This is a genomic window from Klebsiella sp. CN_Kp066, assembly GCF_040065135.1.
Taxonomy (GTDB): domain Bacteria; phylum Pseudomonadota; class Gammaproteobacteria; order Enterobacterales; family Enterobacteriaceae; genus Klebsiella; species Klebsiella oxytoca.
Window position 1 is genome coordinate 30,256 of the sequence record NZ_JBEAIU010000034.1, and the last position, 26,152, is coordinate 56,407.

The window sequence follows — 26,152 nt, forward strand, 5'->3', positions numbered from 1 at the left end:
GACCATGGCTCACTACATTAGCCTGTTTGTCCGCGCCGTGTTTGTTGAAAACATGGCGCTGGCCTTCTTCCTGGGAATGTGTACCTTCCTCGCCGTGTCGAAAAAGGTCTCAACCGCTTTCGGTCTCGGCGTTGCGGTAACGGTCGTACTCGGACTGGCGGTACCGATCAATAACCTCGTGTATAACCTCGTGCTGCGCGACGGCGCGCTGGTGGAAGGCGTTGACTTAAGCTTTCTGAACTTCATCACCTTTATTGGCGTGATTGCCGCGCTGGTACAAATTCTGGAGATGATCCTCGATAAGTACTTCCCGACGCTTTATAACGCGCTGGGGATCTTTCTGCCGCTGATTGCCGTTAACTGTGCGATTTTTGGCGGCGTCTCCTTCATGGTACAGCGCGACTATAACTTCACCGAATCCATCGTTTACGGCTTTGGTTCCGGCGTCGGCTGGCTGCTGGCGATTGTGGCGATGGCGGGTATTCGCGAAAAAATGAAATACGCAAACGTGCCTGCGGGTCTGCGCGGGTTAGGGATCACCTTTATTACCACGGGTCTGATGGCGCTGGGCTTTATGTCATTCTCCGGTGTGCAGCTATAAGGGCGGAAAGTATGGAAATAATTCTTGGCGTAGTGATGTTCACGCTGATCGTCCTGGTGCTATCCGGGCTGATATTGGCCGCGCGTTCGAAGCTGGTGAATGCGGGCGATGTGGTCATTGAAATCAATAACGAAGCGGATAAACAGATCCGTACTCCGGCGGGTGACAAGCTGCTGAATACGCTCTCCAGCAACGGAATCTTCGTCTCGTCGGCCTGCGGTGGGGGCGGCTCCTGCGGCCAATGCCGGGTGACGGTGAAAGAGGGCGGCGGTGATATCCTGCCTACCGAACTTTCTCATATCACCAAGCGTGAGGCGAGAGAGGGATGCCGCCTGGCCTGCCAGGTCGCGGTGAAGCAGAACATGAAAATTGAGCTGCCGGAGGAGATTTTTGGCGTTAAGAAGTGGGAATGTGAAGTTATCTCGAACGATAACAAAGCCACTTTTATCAAAGAGCTGAAGCTGCGCGTGCCGGACGGCGACGCGGTTCCGTTCCGCGCAGGCGGGTATATTCAGATCGAATGTCCATCGCACAAGGTCGCTTATGCTGACTTTGACGTTCCGGATGAGTATCGCGGCGATTGGGATAAATTTAATCTCTTCCGCTATGTCTCGGATGTAAAAGAGCCTACGTTACGCGCCTACTCCATGGCTAACTATCCGGAAGAGAGGGGCATCATCATGCTCAACGTGCGTATCGCAACCCCGCCGCCGCAGGTACCTGATGCGCCTCCGGGAATTATGTCTTCCTATATCTGGTCGTTGAAGCCGGGCGATAAAGTGACGATTTCCGGGCCGTTTGGGGAATTTTTTGCCAAAGAAACGGACGCTGAAATGGTCTTTATCGGCGGCGGTGCCGGGATGGCGCCGATGCGCTCGCATATTTTCGATCAGCTTAAGCGCCTGCACAGTAAGCGTAAAATCAGCTTCTGGTACGGCGCGCGCTCTCTGCGAGAAATGTTCTATGATGACGAATTCGAGCAGCTGGCACGTGAAAATCCGAACTTTACCTTCCACGTGGCGCTCTCCGATCCGCAGCCTGAAGATAACTGGACCGGTCATACCGGCTTTATTCACAACGTCCTGTATGAAAACTATCTGCGCGATCACCCGGCGCCGGAAGATTGTGAATTCTATATGTGCGGGCCGCCGGTGATGAACGCCGCGGTCATCAAAATGCTGAAAGATCTCGGCGTTGAGGATGAAAACATCATGCTCGACGATTTTGGAGGCTAATGATGCTGACGGTATTTGTCGCGACCTTTGTGATTTTCGCGCTGGTTATTCTGGGAATGTCGCTCGGGTATCTGATCAAGCGAAAAACTATCCAGGGCAGCTGCGGGGGGATCTCATCGCTGGGTCTGGAAAAGGTCTGCGACTGCCCTGAGCCCTGCGATGCGCGTAAAAAACGCATGGCACGCGAAGCGCAGCGCAATCAGGATCGCATCATTTAACTAGCAGGCCGCACCGTGCGGCCTTTTTTGATTTACCACGTTTTCGCTTTTGCCGGTGAGTCAACCATTACGCCGTCGGCGCCAAGCTCGCTTGCCGTACGAAAATCATCAGCATTATTAATGCCGAAGAATATGATATGGGCTTTGCCCTGTGAGCGGAAACAGTCCATCGCTTCTTTATCCCAGGTGAGTGTGGCCGGCGATACGCCTTCGCCCAGGGTGAACTTCTCGATGACTTCTACTTTGCGTTTCAGCTCAAGGCCGTACCAGTGCTCGTCCCCTGGTGAGTTGGTGGGCTGACACTGGTGGCTAAGAGAAATGGTCGCCAGCTTTGTTCGCGTTTCGTCCCGGCTGACGAAATGGGGAATTGACTCTGGTAGCGCTGCGATATAGCGAGCGTCCGTTGAATACACGCGTACGCGGGCGAGGCTATGGGTTTTATTTAACACATCGCCAAGCCGAGCCGCCATTATCGCAGGGTCGGCATCAGGCGATTTGATATCGATGTAAAAGAAGGTCTCCGGCCACTGTTCCAGCACCGATTGTAGCGTGGGAATCGTTGCATTTTTACCGCGCCAGGGGTGAGTTTCATCGCCCCATTTCCACCCCGCGTCCATGCGTGCCAGTTCGGCTGCGCTATAGCTTGAGATTTTCCCTGTATGATTAGTCAGCGCGGAAAGATCGCCAGGACGATATAAAACCGGGACGCCATCCTGGCTTAATTGCACCGTTATCCAGATCGCCTCGGCCTTATTTTCCAGGGCGAGTTTTATTGCTGGAAGTGTATTTTCCGGGGCATCGCCGGTACCTCCGCGATGAGCAATAAGCTGAGGTGCTGCGCAGGCGCTGCTGGCAATAAGTAAACCGAGCGCAGTTACTATTGATTTCATGATTGGGTTTTACCTTATTTATTAATATAACTATATGAAAAATAAATCATATTTGTTGCATTTTTATGTTGTAGCACGTTTTTTAAGGTTGTGGATTTAAAAAGATTAAATTTCGCCATAGTTTGCTATACTGTATGCATGTACAGTCTAAGGTTTGGCTATGCGTAAAATCATCCATGTAGATATGGACTGCTTCTTCGCAGCGGTTGAAATGCGTGATAACCCGGCGCTGCGCGATATCCCTATCGCCATTGGCGGCAGTCGGGTACAGCGCGGCGTTATCAGTACGGCTAACTATCCGGCGCGTAAGTTCGGCGTGCGCAGCGCTATGCCTACCGCCACCGCCCTGAAACTTTGCCCACACCTGACGCTCCTTCCCGGCCGTTTCGACGCTTACAAAGAGGCCTCGAACCATATCCGGGAGATTTTTTCCCGCTATACCTCGTTAATCGAACCCCTATCGCTGGATGAAGCCTATCTTGACGTCAGCGACAGCGTCCATTGTCAGGGGTCAGCAACGCTGATGGCGCAGGAGATCCGTGAGACCATCCATCGCGAGCTCAATCTGACTGCTTCTGCCGGCATTGCGCCGGTAAAATTTTTGGCAAAAATCGCCTCGGATCTGAATAAACCTGACGGCCAGTTTGTCATTGCGCCGCACCAGGTAGCGGAGTTTGTCAAAACGCTGTCGCTGTCGAAGATCCCGGGCGTCGGCAAAGTCTCCGCCGCGAAGCTGGAAAGCATGGGCCTGAGAACCTGCGAAGATGTACAGAACAGCGATCTGGCAATGTTGCTCAAGCGCTTTGGTAAATTCGGGCGAATATTGTGGGAACGCAGCCACGGCATTGATGAACGAGAAATCAGCAGCGAGCGCCAGCGCAAATCGGTGGGGGTTGAGCGAACCCTGATAGAGGATATCCACGAATGGGCGGAGTGTGAGTCGATTATTGAGAACCTCTATCCAGAACTTGAACGGCGCCTGGCGAAAGTTAAACCGGATTTGCGGATTGCTCGCCAGGGGGTCAAGCTGAAGTTTAATGATTTCCAGCTCACGACCCAGGAGCATGTCTGGCCCCGGCTGAATAAAGATGATTTGATTTCTACCGCGCATAAAACCTGGCACGAGCGGCGCGGAGGTCGGGGAGTCAGGCTGGTGGGGCTACATGTGACGCTGCTTGATCCGCAGCTGGAGCGACAACTCGTTTTGGGACTGTAACAATGTTAACAATAAGAATGTACGAAGAGCGGGATTTTCCGGCGCTATGCGCACTATTTTTACGCGCCGTTAAAGAGACAGCCAGCGCCGATTATTCCCCCCGGCAAATTGCCGCCTGGGCGCAGGTTGATGAAGCCCGCTGGCGGCAAAAACTCGCGGCGTCACGCGTACTGGTGGCAATAAATGATGCCTCGCCGGTCGGGTTTATTACCGCCGTAGATGACTATATCGATTTACTCTTCGTTTCTCCCGACTATAGCCGCCAGGGCGTCGCCAGCGCGCTGCTCAATACGCTATTGAGGCAGCTTCCTGAGCGCATTTATACGGTAGAGGCCAGTATTACGGCAAAGCCCTTTTTTGCGCGTCATGGCTTCACGGTTATTCAGCCACAGGAAGTGGAGGCGCGGGGTGAACGTTTTCTTAATTATTTGATGCGGCGGCAAATCGGCTTGCAATAGATTTAACGCCTGATTACTATACGCGCACTTTCACCTATTTATTAACTGCAAAGGAGGTTCACCATGAATACAGATTTCCAGAACGCACTTTGCAGGCCTTCCCAGGAATAACTCTCTTTTTTGCCCTGGTAACGTCTGCCACATCCTTTATTTATTTTTTAATATGGATTGGTATATGGGCAATAATGTTCATTATACGTCTGAATCTATTTCTTATATTCGTTCAGACGATCTGTGGATCGAAGGTTTAGCGATCCAACAATTACACACGACGGCAAATTTACCCCACATGCAGCGCGTGGTGGGAATGCCAGACTTACATCCCGGGCGTGGCTATCCCATCGGCGCAGTCTTCTTCTCGCTGGGCCATCTCTACCCGGCACTGGTGGGTAACGATATCGGCTGCGGCATGGCGCTGTGGCAAACGGATATCCTCGCGCGAAAATACAATGCGGATAAGTTTGAGAAGAAACTGTCCGCTATGGAGGACGTTGCGCAAGCAAGCTGGCTGGACGAGCATCTGCCGGAACATTTATTGACCCATCCCTGGCGCAGCGCCCTGGGATCGATTGGCGGCGGTAACCATTTCGCTGAACTGCAGCAGGTGGAGCAGGTTGTGGATAACGACCGTTTCCAGCAGGCCGGCCTTGATGCTCAGCGCCTGCTGCTGCTGGCGCACAGCGGATCGCGCGGCCTCGGGCAATCCATACTGCAGCGCCATATTGCGGCTTTTTCGCACGATGGCCTGGCGGAAGGTAGCGCTGCGGCTCGGGATTATCTGGCAGAACATGATGATGCGCTGGCTTTTGCACGCGTGAATCGTTATCTGATTGCCACCCGCATCCTGCAACAGATACGGGCCGACGGACGGAGCGTACTGGATATCGCGCATAACTTTGTCGAGTCCTGTTCTGTTGACGGGCTGCAGGGTTGGCTGCATCGCAAAGGGGCTACGCCGGACGACCGGGGCCTGGTGATAATCCCGGGCTCTCGCGGGGACCACAGCTGGCTGGTGCAGCCTGTTACCCGCGAGGAGACCCTGCATTCGCTGGCGCATGGCGCCGGGCGGAAATGGATGCGAACCGAATGCAAAGGGCGCCTGTCCGGCAAATATACGCCGGCTCAGCTGGCGCGCACCGAGCTGGGAAGCAGGGTGATCTGCCGCGATCGTCAGCTGATCTATGAAGAAGCGCCGCAGGCGTATAAATCCGTGGAAAGCGTACTTAACTGTCTGGTGCAGGCCGGACTGGTCGAACCGATCGCCCGTCTGCGTCCGCTGCTGACGCTGAAAACCAGCGGAGGGAAAAGCGCATGATTTTATTGCAACTCTCTTCCGCTCAGGGGCCGGATGAATGCTGTCTGGCGGTGAAACTGACGTTGGAGCGGCTCATAAAGGAAGCCGCAGAGCGGCGGCTTTCCCTGACGCTGCTGGAAAGTGAGCCAGGACGTCATGCCGGCACCCTGCGTTCTGTTCTGCTTTCGCTGAATGGCGACGGCGCGTTTGCTTTCAGCGAAAGCTGGCGCGGCACTTTGCAATGGGTCTTTTCCAGTCCGTTCAGGCCGCATCACGGGCGCAAAAACTGGTATGTTGGCGTAGGGCGCTTTTCCTGCGATGAACAGATGCTCTCCAGCGAGATCCGTTTTGAAACGCTGCGCTCTTCCGGGCCTGGCGGGCAGCACGTGAACAAGACCGATTCCGCGGTGCGCGCCATTCATACGGCAAGCGGCATCAGCGTAAAGGTGCAGTCGGAGCGGAGTCAGCATGCGAACAAACGGCTGGCGCGTCTGCTGATTGCCTGGAAGCTGGAACAGCAGCGGCAGAATGAGAGTGCGGCGTTGAAGTCTGAGCGGAGAATGTTCCATCATCAGATTGAGCGCGGTAATCCGCTGCGAACGTTTAGCGGGCGTTAATGAGCGAGTCGTTATAAAGAAAAGGCCCACTTCCTGAGGAGTGGGCCTTTGTTGTCTTACTTCGCCGGAATGGATTTCAGCAGCTCAGTCAGCAGCGTCCAGTACTGGCCCACGCTTTCGATATGCACCTGTTCATCCGGAGAGTGAGGGCCAGTAATGGTTGGCCCGATGGAAACCATATCCAGTTCCGGATACGGTTTCTTGAACAGACCGCACTCCAGGCCCGCGTGGATAATCTGGATATTCGGCGTTTTGTTGAACAGACGCTGATAGGTTTCACGTACCAGATGCATCACCGGAGAGTTGGCGTCCGGCTGCCAGCCTGGATAGGCGCCTTTGGCTTCGGTTTTCGCACCGGCCAGCTTGCCCAGAGAGTCCAGCATGCTCACGACGTAATCTTTACCGCTGTCAATCAGCGAACGAATCAGGCAGTGAATCTGCACGTTGTCGCTGGTCATGGTCACCACGCCGACGTTCAGAGAGGTTTCCACCACCCCTTTTGCCACGTCAGAGTTGCGGATGACGCCGTTCGGCGTGGCGTTAAGCAGGCGCACAAAGGTATCACGAGATTGAGTCGTAAGCGCAGGCTGGCCATTTTCCGCCGACTCCAGCAGCACAGCGAGATTTTTCTCTTTAGCCGCCAGCTCGTTTTGCAGGATCTCCTGGTACTCATTCGCTCGCGCTTTCAGCGTTTCCGCTTTGTCCGCGGCTACGGCTACCGTCGCGAACGCTTCGCGCGGGATGGCGTTGCGCAGGGTGCCGCCATTGAAATCGACCAGGCGCAGATCGAGCTCTTCAGCATGGCCCGCCAGGAAGCGTGCCAGCAGTTTGTTCGCATTGCCTAAACCGACGTGGATCTCGCCGCCGGAGTGGCCGCCTTTCAGCCCTTTAAGGGTCAGTTTAAAGCTCTGGAAACCGGCCGGAACGGCTTCACGGGTCAGCGCCAGGTCAGAGGTGAAGTCGATCCCACCCGCGCAGCCCATGTAAATTTCACCCTCTTCTTCGGAGTCGGTGTTGATCAGGATATCCGCCTGCAGCCAGTTGGGCTGCAGGCCAAAGGCGCCGTCCATACCGGCTTCTTCCGTCATGGTCAGCAGCACTTCCAGCGGGCCATGAACAACGTTGTCGTCAGCCAGCACCGCCAGCGCGGAAGCCATGCCGATACCGTTATCGGCGCCCAGAGTCGTGCCGCGCGCTTTGACCCACTCGCCGTCGATGTAAGGTTGAATCGGGTCCTGAGTGAAGTCGTGAACGGTATCGTTGTTTTTCTGCGGCACCATATCGAGGTGCGCCTGCAGCACTACCGGTTTGCGGTTTTCCATACCGGCAGTGGCGCCTTTACGAATCAGAATGTTGCCAACCTGGTCGCGTTCCGCGTGTAAGCCTTTTTCTTTTGCCCAGCCCATAATGTGCTCAGCGAGCTGTTCTTCGTGATAGGACGGGTGGGGAATAGAGCAGATTTTGGCAAAAATATCCCACAGCGGCTGAGGGGATAATTGAGACAGTTCAGACACGATGAGTCTCCTTACAATCATCTGCAAAAGTCGTTTGCAGATCGAGGGTTAGCAATCGAATACACTACAAGCCCGGGCTTGCGCGATGGGGTTGAGAATACCACTTTCCGCGTACTCTGGTAGTGTAAACCACGTAAAAAGAGTCGTCGTGGCCGCTTAACGCTGGTTTTTAGCGCGTCAGATCTCTATAATCTCGCGCAACCATTTTCCCCCTCGAACATTATTTAAGCCGTATTACACAGGCTGGGACACTTCACATGAGCGAAAAATACGTCGTCACCTGGGACATGTTGCAGATTCACGCCCGCAAGCTGGCAACCCGCCTGCTGCCGGTTGAACAGTGGAAAGGCATTATTGCCGTTAGCCGCGGCGGTCTGGTACCGGGAGCACTACTGGCGCGTGAACTGGGTATTCGTCATGTTGACACCGTTTGCATCTCAAGCTACGACCACGATAACCAGCGTGAGCTGACGGTTCTGAAACGTGCAGAAGGCGACGGCGAAGGCTTCATCGTTATCGATGACCTGGTCGATACCGGCGGTACCGCCGTTGCTATCCGCGAAATGTATCCTAAAGCGCATTTTGTCACTATTTTCGCAAAACCGGCCGGTCGTCCGCTGGTTGACGATTATGTTATTGATATTCCGCAGGATACCTGGATTGAACAGCCGTGGGATATGGGCGTGGTGTTCGTACCGCCTATCGCAGGTCGTTAATTTCCCGCATAAATGCTAATTACCACGCCCGGTTTTGCCGGGCGTGGTTTTTTTTACCCTTGCGCAGGTTACAATAGCTTCAGTGGCAACATGATGGAGGCTGCACATGTCCCAGGCTAACCTTAGCGAAACGCTGTTTAAACCCCGATTCAAACATCCGGAAACCTCTACGCTGGTGCGCCGGTTCAATACCGGAGCGCAGCAACCGATCCAGTCCGCGCTCAGCGGCAATAACGTTGATCACTGGTATCGATTGATTAATCGCCTGATGTGGATCTGGCGTGGCGTGACGCCGCAGGAAATCCTCGACGTGCAGGCGCGCATCGTCATGAGCGATGCGGAGCGAACCGATCCGGAGCTTTACGATACGGTTGTCGGCTATCGCGGCGGCAACTGGATCTTTGAATGGGCGAAACAGGCGATGGACTGGCAGCAAAAGGCCGGCCAGGAAGAGGATCTGCTCATCAGTGGCCGCCACTGGCTGCATGCGGCAAACCTGTACAGCATTGCCGCCTATCCGCACATTAAAGGCGATGAGCTGGCGGAACAGGCGCAGGTGCTGGCATACCGGGCTTACGAAGAGGCGGCTCAGCGGCTGCCCGGCAAGCTGCGCGAGCTGGAGTTTTCCATCCCTGGCGCGGCGCCGATCACCGGGTTCCTGCATATGCCGCCAGGCGAGGGGCCGTTCCCGACGGTGCTGATGTGCGGCGGCCTTGACGCGCTCCAGACCGATTATTACAACCTGTATGAGAACTATTTTGCGCCATTGGGCATCGCTATGCTGACCGTGGATATGCCTTCAATTGGTTTCTCGTCAAAATGCAAGCTGACCCAGGATACGAGTATGCTGCACCAGTATGTGCTGCAGCATCTGGCCAATGTGCCATGGGTCGATCATACCCGCGTGGCCGCCTTTGGTTTCCGTTTTGGCGCCAACATTGCCGTACGGCTGGGCTATCTGGAATCCCAGCGCCTGAAGGCGGTTGCCTGCCTGGGCCCGGTGGTGCACGGCCTGCTGGTGGATCCGCTGCATCAGGGACGGGTGCCGGAAATGTATCTTGACGTTCTGGCTTCGCGTCTGGGAATGCACGATGCTTCCGACGAAGCGCTGCGCGTGGAGCTTAACCGCTACTCCCTGAAGGTTCAGGGACTGCTGGGGCGCCGCTGCCCTACGCCAATGCTTTCGGGCTTCTGGAAAGACGATCCGTTCAGCCCGGAAGAGGAGTCGCGATTGATCACTTCATCCTCATCCGACGGCAAGCTGCTGGAGATCCCGTTCAATCCGGTTTATCGCAATTTCGATCACGCCCTACGGCAGATCGCCCGCTGGATTAGCCATAGATTTAGTTAATATATTGCTAAATTCTATCGATTTGGTAACGTCATGGCATCACCAAAGGAGATTGCAATGACGTTACCGAGTGGACACCTAAAGAGTAAGCTGATTAAGAAATTCACGGCGCTGGGCCCTTACATCCGTGAGGAGCAATGTGAAGACAACCGCTTCTTTTTCGATTGCCTGGCAGTTTGCGTCAACGTAAAACCGGCGCCTGAAAAACGCGAATTCTGGGGATGGTGGATGGAGATGGAAGCGCAGGCATCGCGCTTCACCTATAGCTACCAGTTTGGATTATTCGATAAAGAAGGCGACTGGCGTCCGGTCGCGATTGACGATCCTGAAGTCACCGAAAAGCTCGAAAAGACGCTGCGCGATTTTCACCAACGAGCCGAAGCGCTATTGGCAACGTTTAACCTTAAGCTGGAACCTGCTGATGATTTTAGCGAGCCGGTTAAGCTGAGAGCCTAAGAGTCAACCTTCTGTTGCCATCCGGCTAGCAATAAAACCCGCGTTTCTACCAGCGTGGGTTTTGTCCCCAGGCAAACCCACACTAATTGCCGTTTAATACCCGATAGGGTTGACCGACGGCAATCATGCCTGCGGCCAGATCTTTGGTCACTACCGTGCCTGCCCCGACTTTGACGTTATCGCCTAGCGTGACCGCGCCGATCACCACGGCGTGGGCGCCAAATTCTACGTTATCGCCGATTCGCGGGCTGTTGCCTTCCTGACCCTGGCTATCGGTCACGCTGCCAATAGTGACCCCCTGGCGCAGAGTACAATTTTGGCCGATGATCGTTCCCCGATTAATAACGATGCAGTGCGGATGAAACAGCTTCAGCCCATATCCAATGCGCGCTCGCCACGGCAGCTCAATGCAAAATAAACACTCGTTAATCACGATATTGAGAATAACGAAGGGAATTGCGCAGATCTTCCACAGCGGGTTACGACTGCGGTAGAGCGTTGCCAGACGATAGAGCAGAAGCGCGATTTTCGCTTTAATGCCGCCGCAGGATTTGATTTCCCGTCCGACCAGCCTGATAGCCTCAAACATGGTTATTCCTTAAGGTTAAACGAAGCCAGTGAATACCATCCGTCACCGGTTTGACCTTCGTTAGCAAGTTGTATACGCGGTAGATTTTGATGGTTGGTCAGCGCCGCTTCCAGGCGGTACTGGCCGTCAGGCAGGCCCGCAGGCAGCGGCAGCGTGACGTTGCTTTGATGGTCGCCGGGCAGCCACTGGCGAACATCGTCCGACGTACGGACTTGCGTCATCGTCGTACCCGCATCATTCACTATTCGCCACTGTACAAGCCACGGGAGATAGGCTGGAGCGACGCCGTCGTTACGCCAGGTAACATTCAGCGTAAGCGGAGTGCCGCTACGCACGGGCGTATCAAATTCCAGCCGGCTCACCCGGTAGCGATAGCCGATACGCAATAATGCGTTATCAACGATATCGCGATAGGCGGCCGGTACCGGACGCGATTTCAGATTCAGGGTACTGGCGTGCTGCGCTAATGCCCAGTCAAAGCTGGCCTGAACCTCCTCGCGGGTATAGTGCTGAACGCTTTCCCACTCCGCCATATAACCGCAAATTTCAAGACTAACGGGAGCGTGCTGCCAGCCAGTGTTAAAACCGGCCCACGCCTTCTGCGCTGCGGCCAGGCGTTGAGGATAGTCATCGCGCATATGGCTCCACTCCGGGGAAAAGTTATGCCAGTCTCCCCAGCAGTCCGCGCGCCATCCGGCGCCCTTTTGGCTGGCCCAGGCCAGCGAGTCGCCGCCGCTGATTAACATAATTTTGGGCGTTTTCGGGAAACTGCTGAAGTGCATATCAACGTAGCGATTGAGCTGTTGCGGAGTGTACTTTTCCATCAACGGCGCGACGTCAGGGAAATTGGAGTTATGCCATTCGCCCCATGAACCCACCATGCCGATATCGACAAACGCCAGTTCAGGATTGCCGTCATAACGCGCGCCGAGGGCGTTAAGCAGCTTTTGCGCATAGGCGATAAAAGTCGGATCGCTGAGATCCGGGACAAAGGTTTTGCCATTTTCGACCCATTGTCCCTGAATGCCTTTGGCGATAAGCCAGGCGGGGATTTTCGAGCCTGATTGTGGCTCATCGAGCGCCATGAAACGTAATCCGACGTTCATTGCCGGCTGATGTTGGGCGGCGACGCTGAAGGCATGATCGATCGGCGCAAAATTATAGACGCCTTCTTCAGGCTCCAGATCGCTCCAGTAAAAGCGATCGTATTCAAATCCGGTGTCCGGATACTCTTTCAGAGAGGGCTTCTGACCATAACCATCGTGGAAACTGGCCACGCCGATCCCAGGATTCGTTAACAGACCGGTGAAGGCCGGCGGGGTGACAACCGTACGTTCAGCCAGTACCGCTGCAGAGGGTATGGCTCCGGCCAGCAGTAGCGCCAAAAGCAGCGCGGCGCGGCGCAGTGAAAAAGAGCTCATCGTTAATTCACTTTATCGTGGAGGTTTACAAACCACGTCCAGATACCCACGTGGAAGTTCTTAAACACATCGATACCCAGCGCAGATTTAAGCATATAGAGCGCCAGCAGCACGGCAAGAATGGCGAACAGTACGGCAAACGTAATCGCCAGGGTGGAAAATATACGCCCGAGCAGCGTGCTTTCTCGCGGAATTTTGCGCAGATCGCGACCGCATAAAAAGACTACAAAATAGCGACGATGCAGAAACGGAAAGCTATGGCGAAAGTCGATACGATGGCGCGACGCCAGGCTCGATCTCACCAGCGCCTGTTCGATACCGCGTTTCTGCTCCGGCGTTAATGAGGCTTCTGTTTCCGGGTCAAGCGCGGAATAAAAGCGCTCGATGACCAGGTCGGATGTTGATTTTGTCACGGTTGACTCTTATTCGTTAATCGCTGATAGACCTGAGCCGTTTTCGCTGCAATGTCCGGCCAGCGGTATTTGGGCATTAACTGGCTGTAATCCACGGTCTCCTCGCCGCTCCAGGACTGCAACTTTTGCGCCAGCGCGGCGACATCACCTGCCGGGAAATAGTCCCCGGCAGGCAGGCCAATCTCCAGGTTAGCGGGGATATCGCTGACGATAACCGGCAGTGACCAGGACATGGCCTCCAGCAGGGCAATAGGCAGCCCTTCATGGTAAGACGGTAGAACAAAAAGCCCGGCCTGTGAGAACAGGGTATGCAACGGATCGCCGCTAATAAAACCGGTCATGATCACCCCCGGGGTAGCGGCCGCCTGTTTCTTCAGCCGCTCGCTATACTCATCCGGATGATCGGCATCGCCAATCAGCACCAGCGGCTGCGAGCAGTTGGCGGCTTTGTGGGCGGCAATCAGATCGTGCAGCCCTTTTTCTTCAACAAAGCGGGCGACGGCGACAACGTATTGCCCGGCTTTGAGAGAGTACTGATCCAACGTGGCCTGCCGGGCCTCTTCGGCGGGAAGCTGCGACTGGCGCACGCCGTTATAGATCACGTTCGCGTTATAACGACCATGTTTGGTCTGAATCAACGTATTAATCACTTCCGAGATAACAATGACCTCGTTGGCATATTTCACCGCCCATTTTTCACCGAGGCGCAGCATCTCCTTCGCCATTTTCCCCCACTTCTGCCGGTCATAGTCCGGGCCGTGGTGGGTAAAAACGACGCGTTTGCCGAGCAGGCGCAGCAGCGGGACCACCAGGCCAGGCCCGACCGCGTGAACGTGCACGACATTTGAACCGTCGAACAGGGTACTGAAGGCGGCCAGCGTAGAGTGAATAATGGCTTCGAACTTGCGGCTTTTGGGCGCCCACAGGCTTTTCAGCTGTACGCCTTTATATTCGCTACGGCGGTAGTCGACGTACGGCGAGCGGGCAATGACGCAGATATCAGCATGATTCTGTTGATAGATTTCGGGATACAAATTCTGGCAATGGGTCTCCACGCCGCCCTGGACGTTCGGTATACCGCGGGTGCCGAGCACCGTCACTTTAAGCTTCATTTCGCTTCCCCCACAAGCTGCTGATAGAGTTCCTGCAGAACCTGCATATGCCGGGCGAGATCGTATTTATCCTCTAACCGCTGGCGTGCGTTAATGCCCATTTCACGCGCCTGCTGAGGATTGGCGGCCAGGCTATCCATGATGCGCGCCAGCGCGTCGGCATCTCCAGGTTCCACCAGATAGCCATCAATGCCATCGCGAATCTGCTCCGGAATACCGCCGATATTGCCGCCGACGACGGGGCGGCCGAACGCCATCGCCTCCAGCACCGACATCGAGCAGTTTTCATAATATTCGGAAGGGACGATCACCGCTCGCGCGCCGCGAATCAGCGCGTTGAGCGCTTCTCCATGGCGCATATAGCCGAGAAATTCCGGACCGCTAAAGCGGGCGCGCAGGTCGCTGCCGAGAGGGCCATCGCCGACGATTTTCAGCGGCATGGACTGCTGCATTTTTTGCTGCGCCAGCGCCAGGGTAGCCACGCCTTTCTCACGGCTCAAGCGGCCGATATAGAGGAAATAATCCCCCGCAGTATCGCCCTGGACCGTGGTGCTGGCATCAATACCGTTGACGATCACATCGATCCGCGACCTGGGTAATTTACGCAGCAGCGTCTGACGCATAAATTCGCTGGGAGCGATAATGCAATCGAGCATGGCGTAATTTTGCGCGAACTTTTGCCAGTAGGCCTCAAGCGAGAGCAGCAGGCTTTTAAAGGTGTCTCCCTGCTGGCAGCGATGGCGAAAGGCATTGCTCACCGAACCGGTAAGACAGTCATCGCAGACGTGGCCATCGCGCAGCATGGTGTAAGATGGACAAACGATTTTATAATCGTGCGCCGTCAGTACCGTTTTGCAGCCAAAGCGTTTAGCGACGCCAATCAATGCGGGCGTCAGCTGATGATAGATATTGTGAAAGTGCACAATATCCGGGCGCTGTTCCAGCAGCAGCGTATTGAGTTTATTGCAGGCCTCGGCGTTGTAGATAAAATCGATACCCGCTTTGAGCTTACCCGTCAGGCCGTGGCTTTGATGATAATCCACGTTATGTACGAAGAAATTCTCCCAGGGCGAAGGCTTATTTTCCGCATGCTGCATGCTAAAGTCGACAACCTGATAGCCGGCTTGCAGCATGGCGTCTCGTTCCTGAAAAAAAACGGTTTCCGCTCCGCCCTTAATAAAGAAGAATTTATTAACGAATAATATTTTCATGTTCTGTCTGGATATGTTTTGGGTTAGAGACGGTCACGGCGGGCTGTTTCAGCGGATCGCGAACGGGGTTAATGACGCCTCGCACCATGCCTGCGGAAAATAACGATAAGTTGATTACGCTCTGGACGCCGTCGCGCAGCGATTTATTTTTAATCGCCTTCAGCGCGATAAACGCCAGCAGCGGAAGCAGGGCGATGATAATCACCCCGGGATTGAACGTCAGCAGGCAAATAATCAATATCAGGATATACAGCGTGAATATCAGTTCGTTGCGAACAATCTTAAGCGCGGCGGGGAAATGCTTTTTTCCCCAGCAGTTGCGTAATAGTTCACCCGGCGCCCATAAAAAGCCGTTCTTCCAGCGATAGGCCAGCATTTTGAAGGTCGGCATGGTATAGGATGCATGGCTAAAATAGGGTGCGGCAAGACGATGGAGCTTATAGCCCGCGGCCTGCAAACGGATCCCCAGTTCAGCTTCTTCATAACCGTGAAGGTTCAGATTAGTCAGATAGCCTATTTTCTCGATTGCTGAACGGCGATAGAGCCCGCCGCCGCCAAGATGATCGGTATCGCCCTGCGGATAGATAAGATGCAGACGCTGCTTGCGCGATTTAAACTCATAGTTAGCGGCGTCATCCATCTCGACGCTGCCCGCCACGCCCGCATACTCGGGATGCGTTTCGAGAAAAGCCACAGCGGTGTCGAGAAAACCCGGCTCCAGCTCCATATCGCCATCCAGCAGCAGCAGGTAATCCCCTTCGCTGAACAACCAGCCCAGCTGATGACCCACGCCGCAGCAGCGATCTTTCGCGTTATCGAGGCAGACCACCATCGCGTCTTTGGCGACGGCCAGCTCCCGGGTATTGTCGGTGGACAGGCTATCGGCGACGATAATTTGATGCGGATAAGGCTGCAATTGCTTGCGGACGCTGTCGATCGTTTTTTCAATACCCTGCGCTTCGTTGAGGGTTTTAATGCTGACGGTAATTGATGGCGTTTTATTCATATTGGGTACCGGAATTCAGACGGACAGAACGATGAATGACAATAAGCGCCCCGAGGGCCAGCCATAATAAAAACTGTAGCATGGGAATGATCATCAGGATCTGGCTGTAGGGAAGACTGAGCAAACAGCCAATGGCAAAGACGTAAAATGCAGGCGCGGAGCTGAGCAGCTGTAAATCTTCACGTTTAAGATCGTAGCGGGAAAAGGTCTCTTTCGGCCGCATACCGACGAGAATAGAAGCAATCATGGCGATAAATAAGATCACGCCGATAATACCGACTTCCCACAGCAGCATGCTCAGCGCGGTGGAATCGAGAATAAGGTGATACCAGGCGCCAATATAGCCGGGGGAGACGGTACTGCCGCTGTTGGTGGCGTTCAGACCGTAACCAAACAGCATTCCGCCGGGGCCAAAAAGTTCGTTATGCTGGAGCCAGAAGAAAATAGTGGTAAATCGGCCGAGCTCGCCGCTTTCCATAATGTAGTTGGTATCAAAGATATAGCCGAGGGAATCGATAAATACCGAGAGCGCGCTTTTTGTCGGATCTCCGCCGAAGGCCGACGAGTAGTTGGACGCCAGAATAGTGATAGCGGCAAAAATTAATACCACCATGCCGGCGGCGATAATCATCAATGAGCGCAGGGTGACTTTACTGATACCGCTAACGTAAGCGGGCATGATCCACAGCAGTGCCAGTAAGAACGGCGACAGCAGAATCACGAATTTTACCTCGCCGACCACGCAGAGGAAAAAGGCCAGCACGATATGCGTCGCCATCGACTTGAACGAGCAGATACCGTGCTTGAATTCGGACACCTTCAGCAGCATAATCAGCAGGCAGAACATCCCCATTGCTGCGGTATTGCCGCCGCCCATCGGGTCGCCGCCAAACGTGCCGACCACCGAATCCCACTTTTCATCCTCACCGCGTAGCGCCACGCGTTTTGGCACCACTACCAGCACCTGATAGATAGCCAGCGGGAACTGGACGTAGAATAGCCAGTAAAAAAGCTGTGTCAGGCGATGCAGCTGCGACTCGCGAAACATGCCGAGCAGCATGCAAAACATCACCAGCGACAGAGCCAGTTCGTTTTTAAAGCCGACGATAGCGGTGACGATGCCGGATTGTAAAACCGTGGCGCAGAGGCTGAGGATGATAAAAGTCAGGTACAGCGCCAGCACCACCTTCTCGCGCGCGCTAAGCGCCAGCGGCTGCGCCCGGCTTTGCATCATCAGCAGAACCACCATCACCAGCACCATGAAAAAAGGAAGCCACAGTACGGCTGCCACGCCGGTGAAATACTGAATCGTGCCGCAGAAGACGATGGTCGTCAGCGCGAATGCCTCCAGATAGCGGCCGGTATTTAGCTGCATATTTTCTGCTCCTGCCGGGAGAGCTGTAGCGCCCGTTTGTTCATTTTCAGCAGGATGAACAGATAGCGAATGCTGGTCAGAAGAGAGAACGTCAGCAGGGCTATCTCATAGCTCTGGCCCAACTTAGGCAGAACGACAAAAGCGACGGCGATGATTAGCAACTGCTCTATCTGAATACGTAAAAAATAGCGTTTAGAACCAAAGATAAGCTCAATAACGGTCAGCGGACTGACGGCCAGCGCGGCGAACAGATAGGGCAACATATAGCGTGAGGTCGGAATGGAATTGAGCCACTCCTGGCTAAAGCCAAGGCGCATAACCAGCGGATAGAAAATCCAGATCCCAAGGATACAGATCAGCGCCGCGGCCATCAGCAGCAGGCGAATCTTTTTGTACTCCGGATAGTTAAAGGTGCTGTTGCGAAAATCCATCGACCATTTTGAAAAGATGGAGTTGCGCACCGCGTTACCGACAATCATCACCGGAGATAAACAGAAGCGGCTTACCACCGAGAAATAGCCCGCGACCAGCGGTGAAAACCAGACATTTATCAACATCGTCGGCAGGTTATTGCTGGCCATCGCCAGCACTTCCGCGCTGCCGACGCGGCTGAGATGCTGCCAGTGCTGACGCGCAAAAAGAGCGTTCGCGCGCGGAGAAAAATGCGCTGGCGTCAGGGTACTGAAGCGGAACAAGCGCAGCAGACAGAGGCTGAGCAGCAGCAAAATACCGGCCATCCAGGCGATATAGAACAGCGTGGTATTCGGCATCGCCAGCAGGGCTATCGCTACGACCAGCGACACGGCGATGCGCTGAAAGGTCAGAAACTGATAGTTTCCGCCGCGCAGCGAGAGGTTCTCGGCAATCAAAACCAGCGCATAGCCGAAGGTGAGCAGATAGAGAAACGCAATATTGAGATGGAAAATCAGCCCGGTGATGACCGCCCAGGGCAGCGCCAGAATCAGGCTTTGTAGCAGGCAAAACACTACGTTCTGCCCCAGCTCATGCTCCTCCTGGCGCGGGATCAGCAGCTGCGACGCAAAGGTGCAAACCTGAGCGCCAATCAGCACGTTGCTGTAGATCATCGCATAGTGTCCGACTTCCGCCATGCCGTAGCGATGGGAAATCAGCCACACGGAAAATGCGCCGATCGCCTGCGAAAGAACCGAGGAGCTGGCGATTGAAGAAATACTCTTAATTAAATTCATAATCGCTACTTCGGTGAAATCAATTCGCCCATGCCGCGCTCGGGCAGGCGTTTGCCTTCCTGAGTCTCCAGATTCTCTTCTTGAACCCGGTTAAGCATGGTGGCGACTGGCGTAGGCGCGGCGGTTTGCAGACGATTCTGCGCGTCGCGAATGCGCGACGCCTGCTCGCCAGCGTTGATCGCCAGCAGGGTAATATCGACGTGCGGCGCCAGCAGCAGGGCGTCCTGCGCCAGCCAGAGCGAAGGCGCATTAATAATCAGATAATCGTAGGTCTGCCGCAGCGTCGTCAGCAGCGCCGGGAGCCGCTCAGAGGTGAACAGCAGCAGCGCGGAGTCGCTCAGCTCGCCTCGGGGCATAAAATCAAGCGTGTCGGCCAGGGGGACCACCGCCTGAGGCGCGGCGCTGCGGTCAGCAAGACGCTCGCTAAAGCCCGTTTTATGCTGCGGATAGCGCGCGGAGAGCCCATCGCTTGCCAGGTAGTCCACATCAATGAGCAGCGTTTTACCTGACTTAGCGGCGGACCACGCCAGCATTTCGGCAATCAGGCTGCTGCCGGCATCGGCCTGTGCCGAGGTCACCAGTATCATCCCTCCATGATTATTCTGACCGAGCAGCGCCAGGCGCAGGCTGTGGATCATGTCGGCATACAGCAGGTTCTGGAACGTCAGCTTCGCGCTGTTCGCCTGAGGCAATTGCGGGAATTCACCGCTGGCATCAAGGCCCGTTTTAGCTTTAAGTTCGCTGATGCTGTTGACCGTTTTATCCAGCGCGGTGCTGACAATCAGGTACATAATGTACAGCGCCAGCGCCATCAGGGTCGCCATCACGATAAGCAGACCGCGCTGCGGTTTAGACGGTTGATTTGGCGGCACGGCGGCATCGTAGATCACTTCATCAGGAACCGAAAAGCTCTCGGAGAGCTTCTGCTCGTTCGCCCGCTGATACAGCGATTTATACAGCTCTTCGGTTTTGTTCAGCGCGGTCATCATGGTGTTGTATTTATCGCGCTTAGCGCCCAGCGCCTGGAAGTCGGCTTTCTGATCGTTGAGCATCTGCTGATAGTGCTGCTCATCGTCCAGCGCAATCTGATACTGCTGACGTAACCCATTGAGCAGTTCACCCAGCACCTGGCCTATTTGTCCGTTAACGACCTGCAGCTGGGCCTGAGCCTGGAGGTATTTCGGATGCTTAGGACCATAGTGTTTTGCCGCTTCCGATAAGTTACGTCGCGTCTGGATCAGCGCGATCCGCAGATCCTGAATCTGCGGATGACCGGAAATTTCCGGCAGTGAGATGATCGCTTCCGGCGCTTTTCCCTGCTGGCGGCGCACTTTGTCCCATACCGTTTGCGCTTTCAAACGGCGCTGGGTCGCGTCAGCCAGATGGTTAATCACGATCCCCAGGCGCTCGGTTTCGTAGCCATCCATGCTGCGAAAAGTCAGCAGACCGTTCTGTTTGAGAAAATCATCGATATCGGCTTTCTGGCGATCGAGTTTATTGCGCAGATCGTCCATCATTTTTTCGTTCCAGCCCTGAGCCTGAAGTAAGATTTTCTGCTTCTGCGCCAGGCTGTAATCGATAAAGGCCTGCGCCACGCCGTTGGCAATATCGGCGGCTTTTTGCGGCGATTTCGCCTCCATCGAAACGGATACCAGCTGCGTGGTGCGCACGCCGGAGATGGTCAGGTTTTTTTGCAGGGAGCGCACGGCATTATTGACGCGCGCGGCCTCATCAAGCTTATCCCCGCCGTTAAATTCCGGGTCCTGATCCAGCTTTAGCGCTTTCACTGCGGCTTCCAGTACCACGCGGGAGCCCATCAGCGCGTATTTGGTTTCATAGTAATCGCTGCGGGTGGAATCGTAGTTTTCCAGCCGCGGCAGGGGGGTTACATCCTGCGACTGCGCTTTAAACAGCACCGTTGCGGTTGCGGTATAGCTGGATGACATAAAGCGCGTCAGGATCCACGACGCCGCCGCAGCCACCACGACCACCACCAGGCACCAAATCAGCTTGTGCTTGATTTTGTTGAAATAAGGCGTGAAGTCGATAAAGCCTTCTTTCTTCTTTCCATTTTCAACTAATGAAATAGCCATATCAGAAGAAACTCATGCCAATAATGATGGTATCTCCGGCCTGTACGGCGGAGTCGGCGGCGACGTTTTCCAGCAGTTTACCGCTGCGAAACTGGCGAATGCGGATGTCATGGCGATCGGCGCGGTCGGTGAACCCTCCGGCCAGCGCAATGGCTTTTTCCGCCGTTAAGCCGGGCTCCCAGGCGTAGCCGTCCGGTTTTTTGACTTCGCCTAACAGATAAATTTTACGGTATTCGGCAATGCTCACGGTGACCATTGGCGCCTGCAGATAGCTTCCGCGCAGCTTATCGGCAATTTCATTGCCGACTTGTTCGGGCGTTTTTCCTTTCAGCATCAGGGAGCCTATATAAGGATAATCAACGCTGCCGCTATTATCGATTTTTACGCGCATAGTGAGATCCTGCTCGCCGGAAACCGCGATATTGATCTCATCCCCCTGGTCCAGATGATAAACGGCATCCGGCGGCGTTCGGATCGTCTGCGGCGGCGCCGAACAGGCCGCCAGCCATAGCGCCAGAAGAGAAATCGCCGCCCGTTTTCCATAGCTAAGGATCATATTTGTACCTGCGTCATAAAAATAATGGCCGAGTCGTTGTAGCCCAGCGTGCGCTCGACCTCATGGTCATAGTCTGGCCCAATATAAAAGGCATCTTTTTCTTTATTCGAATGCATCGTGTTCCATTGCAGCTTCAGCTGAAAATTAACGGATGGTCGATAGTCGTAGTTGAAGGTCAGCGATACGAGGTTTGATCGATCTTTACGTCCGTTGGTCTGGTGCTTGTAATCCTCTGTAATATAAGAGTAATCAACCAGGGTGGAGAATCTGTCGACCAGCCAGTGGTGCTCGTAGCCCAGGCCAAAATTGGATACCAGAATATAGCCGCCGGAGTCGGTGGGATCTTTTATCCGTTGTGAACTGTGTAAGTTGAGTTTTATCTGTTCAAGCGGTTTCCAGTCGGCATTAATATCCCAGTTCAGGCCGTTGAACCCCTGTGAGTCGGGGTTATGGATAAAATCTTTATACAGCCATGCGACGTTGCCGTTGATCTCGGTCTTGCCGGAAAGGCGGTTTTTCATACCCATCAGCAGATAGTATTCATTACTGTCTTTTAACGGGTTGAGCTCATAGCGACGCTGGTTGGTAATAAAACTGTAGCGGTAGCGCAGCGTTTTGGCTTTTTGATCAAAAAGCTCGGCGACCAGGCTGTTTTCATGCCACTCCTGATCGTGCATGTAGTAATGAAAGTCGGCGCTGGCGTCCTCAATGCTGTCAAGATTGCGAAAGCGCAGCTGTTTATGCATCAGCGCAACTTCAGCTTTGCCGCGCCCTTCCGGCACCCCGTAGCTATAGCGTAGTTCACTGTTAAAGAAGCGCGTGGCGATGGGTTTATTAATGCCAAACTCTTTGAACTGCTCGGGCAGAAACCCCTCAGTGGTATCGCGGCCGCGCTCTTCATGGCCGAACGTTTCATCAAGATCCAACGACAGGCCATGCATACTGCCGAAGCGCCACTTACCGTTAAACATAAAAAAATGGTTATCACGGTTATCAGCGCTATCGCTGGCGTAGCGGCGGTAATCGCCCGAGTACATCAGTAAATAGCGATCTTCATAGCGCTCGCCGATCGCTTTAAAAATCGGCTTAATACCCTGCCAGGAGGAAGCGGTTTCGTTGCCGCCGTAGCGTTGCCAGGTCACGTTGTCATTGTAACCGACGTCATAACCCACCTGGCTCTCGAAATCGATGCCAGCCACGCCGGTATGTGGTTTTGCCTGCAGGTCCGCCCATGCGCAAGGTATCGCCAGCAGACCCGCGAGGAAAGTGAGTTCAGAACGCATTTTTGCCCACAAATCCGCGGAAAAACGTTAAAAATACGATTTTGATATCCAGCAGCAGCGACCACGACTGAATATATTCCAGATCGTACTGAATGCGTTTTTCCATTTTATCAATCGTGTCAGTTTCGCCGCGAAAGCCGTGAATTTGCGCCAGCCCGGTAATGCCGGGCTTCACTTTATGGCGAATCATGTAGTTTTCCACCAGCACGCGATATTGCTCATTGTGCGCGACCGCGTGCGGGCGGGGACCCACTATCGACATGGTTCCCTGCAGCACGTTAAAAAACTGCGGCAGTTCATCAAGCGATGTTTTGCGTAGAAAGGCGCCGAAGCGGGTAATACGCGGATCGTTACGCGTGGCTTGGGTGACGACCGCGCTGTTTTCCATCACACGCATGGTTCTGAACTTCCATACCGCGATCTGCTTACCGTTCAGACCATAACGATTTTGTTTAAACAGCACCGGGCCTGGCGACGTCAGCTTGATGCCGATGGCCACCGCGAGCATTACCGGCAGGCTGACGAGGGTGAACAAGGTGCCGAGAACAATATCTTCGATACGCTTGAGCACCGCGCCTTCACCTTCAAACGGCGACGTAAAAATGCTGATGGTCTGGATATTGCCAAACATCCGCAGCTGCGAAATATGTGAGCTATAGGAAAACAGGTCCGGTACCAGAAACACATCTACGGTGGTATCGGAAAATTCGTTTAAGAACTGGCGAATGCGCTGCTGGGCGACCATCGGCAGGGCGATATAGACTTCATCTATCTCGCCTGCTTTTGCCAGCGCCAGCAGGTCGCGCGAGTTGCCTTTTTTCTCAATGCTGAGCAGGCGGCTGTCGCGCTGTACGGCGCGGTCCTCAAAGAAGGTAATTTCAATACCGTTATGGGTATACTCCTTAAACAGCGCCTGCTCAATGGCCAACCCGGCTGGCGTAATACCTAAAATAGCCACCTTGAGTCTGGATTTGAAAAAATAGCGGCTGGAGATAATACGAATAAGAAACATACTAATGAATATGGCCAGCGAGCATAGTGCAATCACTTCAGCCAGCAGCAGCGCGTTCGTACTGGCATGATTGTTCATTAATAGTTCAGCAATCACAAACAATAAAAACGTCAGCAGCCCGCTAATACAGACGCTAAAAAAAAGCTTCGTTAATTTTTTAAAATACTGACCTTTAAACTGGCCTGAATATAACTGAAAGTGCTCGTTGGCCCGGATAAAAATCAGGGAATATATTATTCCGAGGAACAGAGAGGCCGTAGATGGTTCGACGAGAAAGTATTTTAAATAAGCAAAAATGAACAGGTTAACGGCAAAAAAATCCAGTAGCTTCATTAGCTTACTGTAGCGGGCGTTATAAATTTTAATTGTGCTATCCGTCATCTTTTTGCTCGTTTTATAGTCAATAAAATGATGTCATATCCCGCTGAAAAGCAAAATTTATCTCTATGAATCTATTAAGAAATTAAGCTTCAGACCGGCGTTGATTATTGTAGCCTACGATTAATCCTATGTCGAACCTGCCCGGAATGGATGATTGATAACTTTTTCTTATAGCCAACGCCCTTTTTCGCATTGTTATTAAGCATAATGAATGGCGCTGAGACGGGCAGGATATCGGGATGTCCTCATGAACCCAGCCGCGAAACGTATTTCCAGCTATTACCGAGGGAAATGACCGTTAAATAAGCTGCGCCAGCAGAAGCTGGCGCGAGGGTTGATTAAATCCCAATACACATGTATTTGATTTCTAAGTAATCCTCTATGCCATACTTCGAACCTTCGCGACCGAGGCCGGAGGATTTCACGCCGCCGAAGGGAGCCACCTCGGTGGAGATAAGGCCGGTATTAATACCGATAATGCCGTATTCCAGCGCTTCGCCAACGCGAAAGACGCGGCCCAGATCGCGGGCGTAGAAATAAGCCGCCAGGCCGAACTCGGTATCGTTGGCCTGAGCGATAACATCTGCCTCATCTTTAAAGCGGAAGAGCGGGGCGAGGGGCCCAAAGGTCTCTTCTTTCGCTACTTTCGCATCGCTGGGGACGTCCACCAGAATTGTGGGCTGAAAGAAGTTTCCGCCCAGCTCATGGGATTTCCCGCCGGTAGCCACCCGCGCGCCTTTGTCCAGCGCATCGGCAATATGTTCCTGCACTTTGGCGATCGCTTTCTCGTCAATCAGCGGCCCGATGGTGACGTTCGGCTGCAGGCCATCGCCGATTTGCAGCTTACTGACCGCCTGCTGAAGCTTTTCGGCGAAGCGATCGTAGACGCCATCCTGAATGTACAGGCGGTTGGCGCAGACGCAGGTCTGTCCGGCGTTGCGGAACTTGGAGGCCAACGCGCCTTCGACAGCTTTATCCAGATCGGCGTCATCAAAAACGATAAACGGCGCGTTGCCGCCCAGCTCCAGCGAGACCTTCTTGATATCTTTCGCGCACTGTTCCATCAGCTGGCGACCTATTTCCGTCGAGCCGGTAAAGGAGAGTTTGCGCACCAGCGGGTTACCGGTGAGCTCGTTACCCACTTCGCTGGCCGAACCGGTCACCACGTTAAATACGCCTTCGGGGATCCCGGCGCGATTAGCGAGCTCCGCCAGCGCCAGCGCGGAGAACGGCGTCTGGCTGGCGGGCTTGAGCACCATCGTGCAGCCTGCGGCCAGCGCCGGGCCCGCCTTACGGGTGATCATCGCCGAGGGGAAATTCCACGGAGTGATAGCGGCGGTTACGCCAATCGGTTGTTTAATCACCAGCAGCCGTTTGTCGGCCTGATGACCGGGAATGGTGTCGCCGTAAATGCGTTTACCCTCTTCGGCAAACCACTCGATAAAGGAGGCGGCGTAGCCGATCTCGCCTTTTGCTTCCGCCAGCGGTTTCCCCTGCTCCAGCGTCATCAGGCGCGCTAAATCGTCCTGATGCTCCATCATCAAATCAAACCAGCGGCGCAGGATAGTGGCGCGCTCCCTGGCGGTAAGGGCGCGCCACGCGGGCAGCGCGCGAGCGGCGGCATCGATCGCCTCGCGAGTTTCCTCGGCGCCCATTTTGGGCACGCTGCCCAGCTGCTGACCGTTGGCGGGGTTAGTAACCCCGAGGGTTTCTCCGCTGCTGGCGTCGCGCCAGCGTCCGTCAATAAATGCCTGCTGGCGAAAAAGGGTAGGGTCGTTAAGTTGCATGATTGCGTCCTGTCTTGATTTGTTTTAAACCGTGGATGCGCCTGAATCAGCTGCGTCAAACACCTGTCCCTGTTTAGTGTAGACGAACGCGTTCAGAGAATCGGGAGCAGTGCTGGGTGATACAACAATAACCCTCAAT

At 54.3% G+C, this 26,152-nt stretch carries 25 protein-coding genes; 10 read left to right on the forward strand and 15 right to left on the reverse strand.

The window, feature by feature from the left end; all coding sequences use genetic code 11:
- Positions 1-4: 4 nt before the first annotated feature.
- The 3 genes from nqrE to nqrM are packed head-to-tail and all read left to right on the forward strand — an operon-like array spanning position 5 to position 2,054.
- Positions 5-601 carry an NADH:ubiquinone reductase (Na(+)-transporting) subunit E gene (nqrE, locus tag ABLV75_RS11865; RefSeq protein WP_004099164.1) on the forward strand — a complete coding sequence of 199 codons (597 nt, stop codon included), beginning with the start codon at positions 5-7 and terminating at the stop codon, positions 599-601.
- A gap of 11 nt (positions 602-612) precedes the next feature.
- A complete protein-coding gene (gene nqrF, locus ABLV75_RS11870) occupies positions 613-1,836 on the forward strand; it encodes an NADH:ubiquinone reductase (Na(+)-transporting) subunit F (RefSeq protein WP_004099166.1) in 1,224 nt (407 codons plus the stop codon).
- 2 nt (positions 1,837-1,838) lie between these two features.
- Positions 1,839-2,054: a (Na+)-NQR maturation NqrM gene (nqrM, locus tag ABLV75_RS11875; protein ID WP_004099168.1), complete on the forward strand. Its 216-nt coding sequence runs from the start codon at positions 1,839-1,841 to the stop codon at positions 2,052-2,054.
- A gap of 32 nt (positions 2,055-2,086) precedes the next feature.
- Here the strand turns inward: nqrM and ABLV75_RS11880 are convergent, their stop codons facing one another.
- Positions 2,087-2,944 carry a glycerophosphodiester phosphodiesterase family protein gene (locus ABLV75_RS11880; RefSeq protein ID WP_004099170.1) on the reverse strand — a complete coding sequence of 286 codons (858 nt, stop codon included), beginning with the start codon at positions 2,942-2,944 and terminating at the stop codon, positions 2,087-2,089.
- Positions 2,945-3,104: 160 nt separating this feature from the next.
- Between ABLV75_RS11880 and dinB the strand changes: the two genes are divergently transcribed.
- From dinB to prfH, 4 genes are all read left to right on the forward strand, one after another.
- Complete coding sequence (dinB, locus tag ABLV75_RS11885; protein ID WP_004099172.1) at positions 3,105-4,160, forward strand: DNA polymerase IV; 1,056 nt, start codon at positions 3,105-3,107, stop codon at positions 4,158-4,160.
- A 2-nt stretch (positions 4,161-4,162) separates the two neighbouring features.
- Positions 4,163-4,618, forward strand: coding sequence for a GNAT family N-acetyltransferase (locus tag ABLV75_RS11890; protein ID WP_004099173.1), 456 nt, complete (start codon positions 4,163-4,165; stop codon positions 4,616-4,618).
- A 175-nt stretch (positions 4,619-4,793) separates the two neighbouring features.
- Positions 4,794-5,933: an RNA ligase RtcB family protein gene (locus tag ABLV75_RS11895; RefSeq protein ID WP_004099174.1), complete on the forward strand. Its 1,140-nt coding sequence runs from the start codon at positions 4,794-4,796 to the stop codon at positions 5,931-5,933.
- The gene (gene prfH / locus ABLV75_RS11900; protein ID WP_004099175.1) at positions 5,930-6,529 is read left to right on the forward strand and encodes a peptide chain release factor H; all 600 of its coding nucleotides are present in this window, start codon (positions 5,930-5,932) and stop codon (positions 6,527-6,529) included. Before ABLV75_RS11895 ends, prfH begins: the two co-directional genes overlap by 4 nt.
- Before the next feature lie 56 nt (positions 6,530-6,585).
- On the opposite strand, the gene pepD is transcribed toward prfH, so the two are convergent.
- Positions 6,586-8,043 carry a cytosol nonspecific dipeptidase gene (gene pepD / locus ABLV75_RS11905; RefSeq protein ID WP_004099176.1) on the reverse strand — a complete coding sequence of 486 codons (1,458 nt, stop codon included), beginning with the start codon at positions 8,041-8,043 and terminating at the stop codon, positions 6,586-6,588.
- A 257-nt stretch (positions 8,044-8,300) separates the two neighbouring features.
- On the opposite strand from pepD, the gene gpt reads away from it, so the two are divergent.
- From gpt to crl, 3 genes are all read left to right on the forward strand, one after another.
- Entirely contained in the window at positions 8,301-8,759 is a 459-nt protein-coding gene (gpt, locus tag ABLV75_RS11910; protein ID WP_004099178.1) for a xanthine phosphoribosyltransferase, read from the forward strand.
- Between the two features lie 106 nt (positions 8,760-8,865).
- Positions 8,866-10,110 (forward strand): esterase FrsA, encoded by a 1,245-nt coding sequence (gene frsA, locus ABLV75_RS11915; RefSeq protein WP_004099186.1) that lies wholly within the window; start codon positions 8,866-8,868, stop codon positions 10,108-10,110.
- Between the two features lie 57 nt (positions 10,111-10,167).
- The gene (gene crl, locus ABLV75_RS11920) at positions 10,168-10,566 is read left to right on the forward strand and encodes a sigma factor-binding protein Crl (protein ID WP_004099188.1); all 399 of its coding nucleotides are present in this window, start codon (positions 10,168-10,170) and stop codon (positions 10,564-10,566) included.
- Between the two features lie 82 nt (positions 10,567-10,648).
- Here crl and ABLV75_RS11925 read toward each other — a convergent pair whose 3' ends face one another.
- The 13 genes from ABLV75_RS11925 to gabD all read right to left on the reverse strand — a co-directional run bounded on the left by ABLV75_RS11925 (position 10,649) and on the right by gabD (position 26,013).
- Complete coding sequence (locus ABLV75_RS11925; RefSeq protein ID WP_004099190.1) at positions 10,649-11,155, reverse strand: serine acetyltransferase; 507 nt, start codon at positions 11,153-11,155, stop codon at positions 10,649-10,651.
- Positions 11,156-11,157: 2 nt separating this feature from the next.
- Entirely contained in the window at positions 11,158-12,576 is a 1,419-nt protein-coding gene (locus tag ABLV75_RS11930; protein WP_024273757.1) for a DUF4832 domain-containing protein, read from the reverse strand.
- 2 nt (positions 12,577-12,578) lie between these two features.
- The gene (locus ABLV75_RS11935; RefSeq protein WP_004110797.1) at positions 12,579-12,989 is read right to left on the reverse strand and encodes a hypothetical protein; all 411 of its coding nucleotides are present in this window, start codon (positions 12,987-12,989) and stop codon (positions 12,579-12,581) included.
- Entirely contained in the window at positions 12,986-14,101 is a 1,116-nt protein-coding gene (locus ABLV75_RS11940) for a glycosyltransferase family 4 protein (protein WP_023320367.1), read from the reverse strand. Before ABLV75_RS11940 ends, ABLV75_RS11935 begins: the two co-directional genes overlap by 4 nt.
- Positions 14,098-15,312, reverse strand: a complete 1,215-nt coding sequence (locus ABLV75_RS11945) for a glycosyltransferase family 4 protein (protein ID WP_133497330.1) — start codon at positions 15,310-15,312, stop codon at positions 14,098-14,100. Before ABLV75_RS11945 ends, ABLV75_RS11940 begins: the two co-directional genes overlap by 4 nt.
- Positions 15,293-16,318: a glycosyltransferase gene (locus tag ABLV75_RS11950; protein ID WP_004099199.1), complete on the reverse strand. Its 1,026-nt coding sequence runs from the start codon at positions 16,316-16,318 to the stop codon at positions 15,293-15,295. The genes ABLV75_RS11945 and ABLV75_RS11950 overlap by 20 nt, the downstream gene beginning before the upstream one ends.
- Positions 16,311-17,693, reverse strand: coding sequence for a capsular biosynthesis protein (locus tag ABLV75_RS11955; RefSeq protein ID WP_105889751.1), 1,383 nt, complete (start codon positions 17,691-17,693; stop codon positions 16,311-16,313). Before ABLV75_RS11955 ends, ABLV75_RS11950 begins: the two co-directional genes overlap by 8 nt.
- Positions 17,684-18,901, reverse strand: coding sequence for a capsular biosynthesis protein (locus ABLV75_RS11960; RefSeq protein ID WP_024273758.1), 1,218 nt, complete (start codon positions 18,899-18,901; stop codon positions 17,684-17,686). Before ABLV75_RS11960 ends, ABLV75_RS11955 begins: the two co-directional genes overlap by 10 nt.
- Positions 18,902-18,906: 5 nt before the next feature.
- Entirely contained in the window at positions 18,907-20,994 is a 2,088-nt protein-coding gene (locus ABLV75_RS11965; protein ID WP_105889752.1) for a polysaccharide biosynthesis tyrosine autokinase, read from the reverse strand.
- A gap of 1 nt (position 20,995) precedes the next feature.
- A complete protein-coding gene (locus ABLV75_RS11970; protein WP_023320370.1) occupies positions 20,996-21,550 on the reverse strand; it encodes a polysaccharide biosynthesis/export family protein in 555 nt (184 codons plus the stop codon).
- Complete coding sequence (locus ABLV75_RS11975) at positions 21,547-22,833, reverse strand: outer membrane beta-barrel protein (RefSeq protein ID WP_348854979.1); 1,287 nt, start codon at positions 22,831-22,833, stop codon at positions 21,547-21,549. The genes ABLV75_RS11970 and ABLV75_RS11975 overlap by 4 nt, the downstream gene beginning before the upstream one ends.
- Entirely contained in the window at positions 22,823-24,226 is a 1,404-nt protein-coding gene (locus tag ABLV75_RS11980; RefSeq protein ID WP_016809601.1) for an undecaprenyl-phosphate glucose phosphotransferase, read from the reverse strand. Before ABLV75_RS11980 ends, ABLV75_RS11975 begins: the two co-directional genes overlap by 11 nt.
- A 338-nt stretch (positions 24,227-24,564) precedes the next feature.
- A complete protein-coding gene (gabD, locus tag ABLV75_RS11985; protein ID WP_004099219.1) occupies positions 24,565-26,013 on the reverse strand; it encodes an NADP-dependent succinate-semialdehyde dehydrogenase in 1,449 nt (482 codons plus the stop codon).
- Positions 26,014-26,152: the final 139 nt, after the last annotated feature.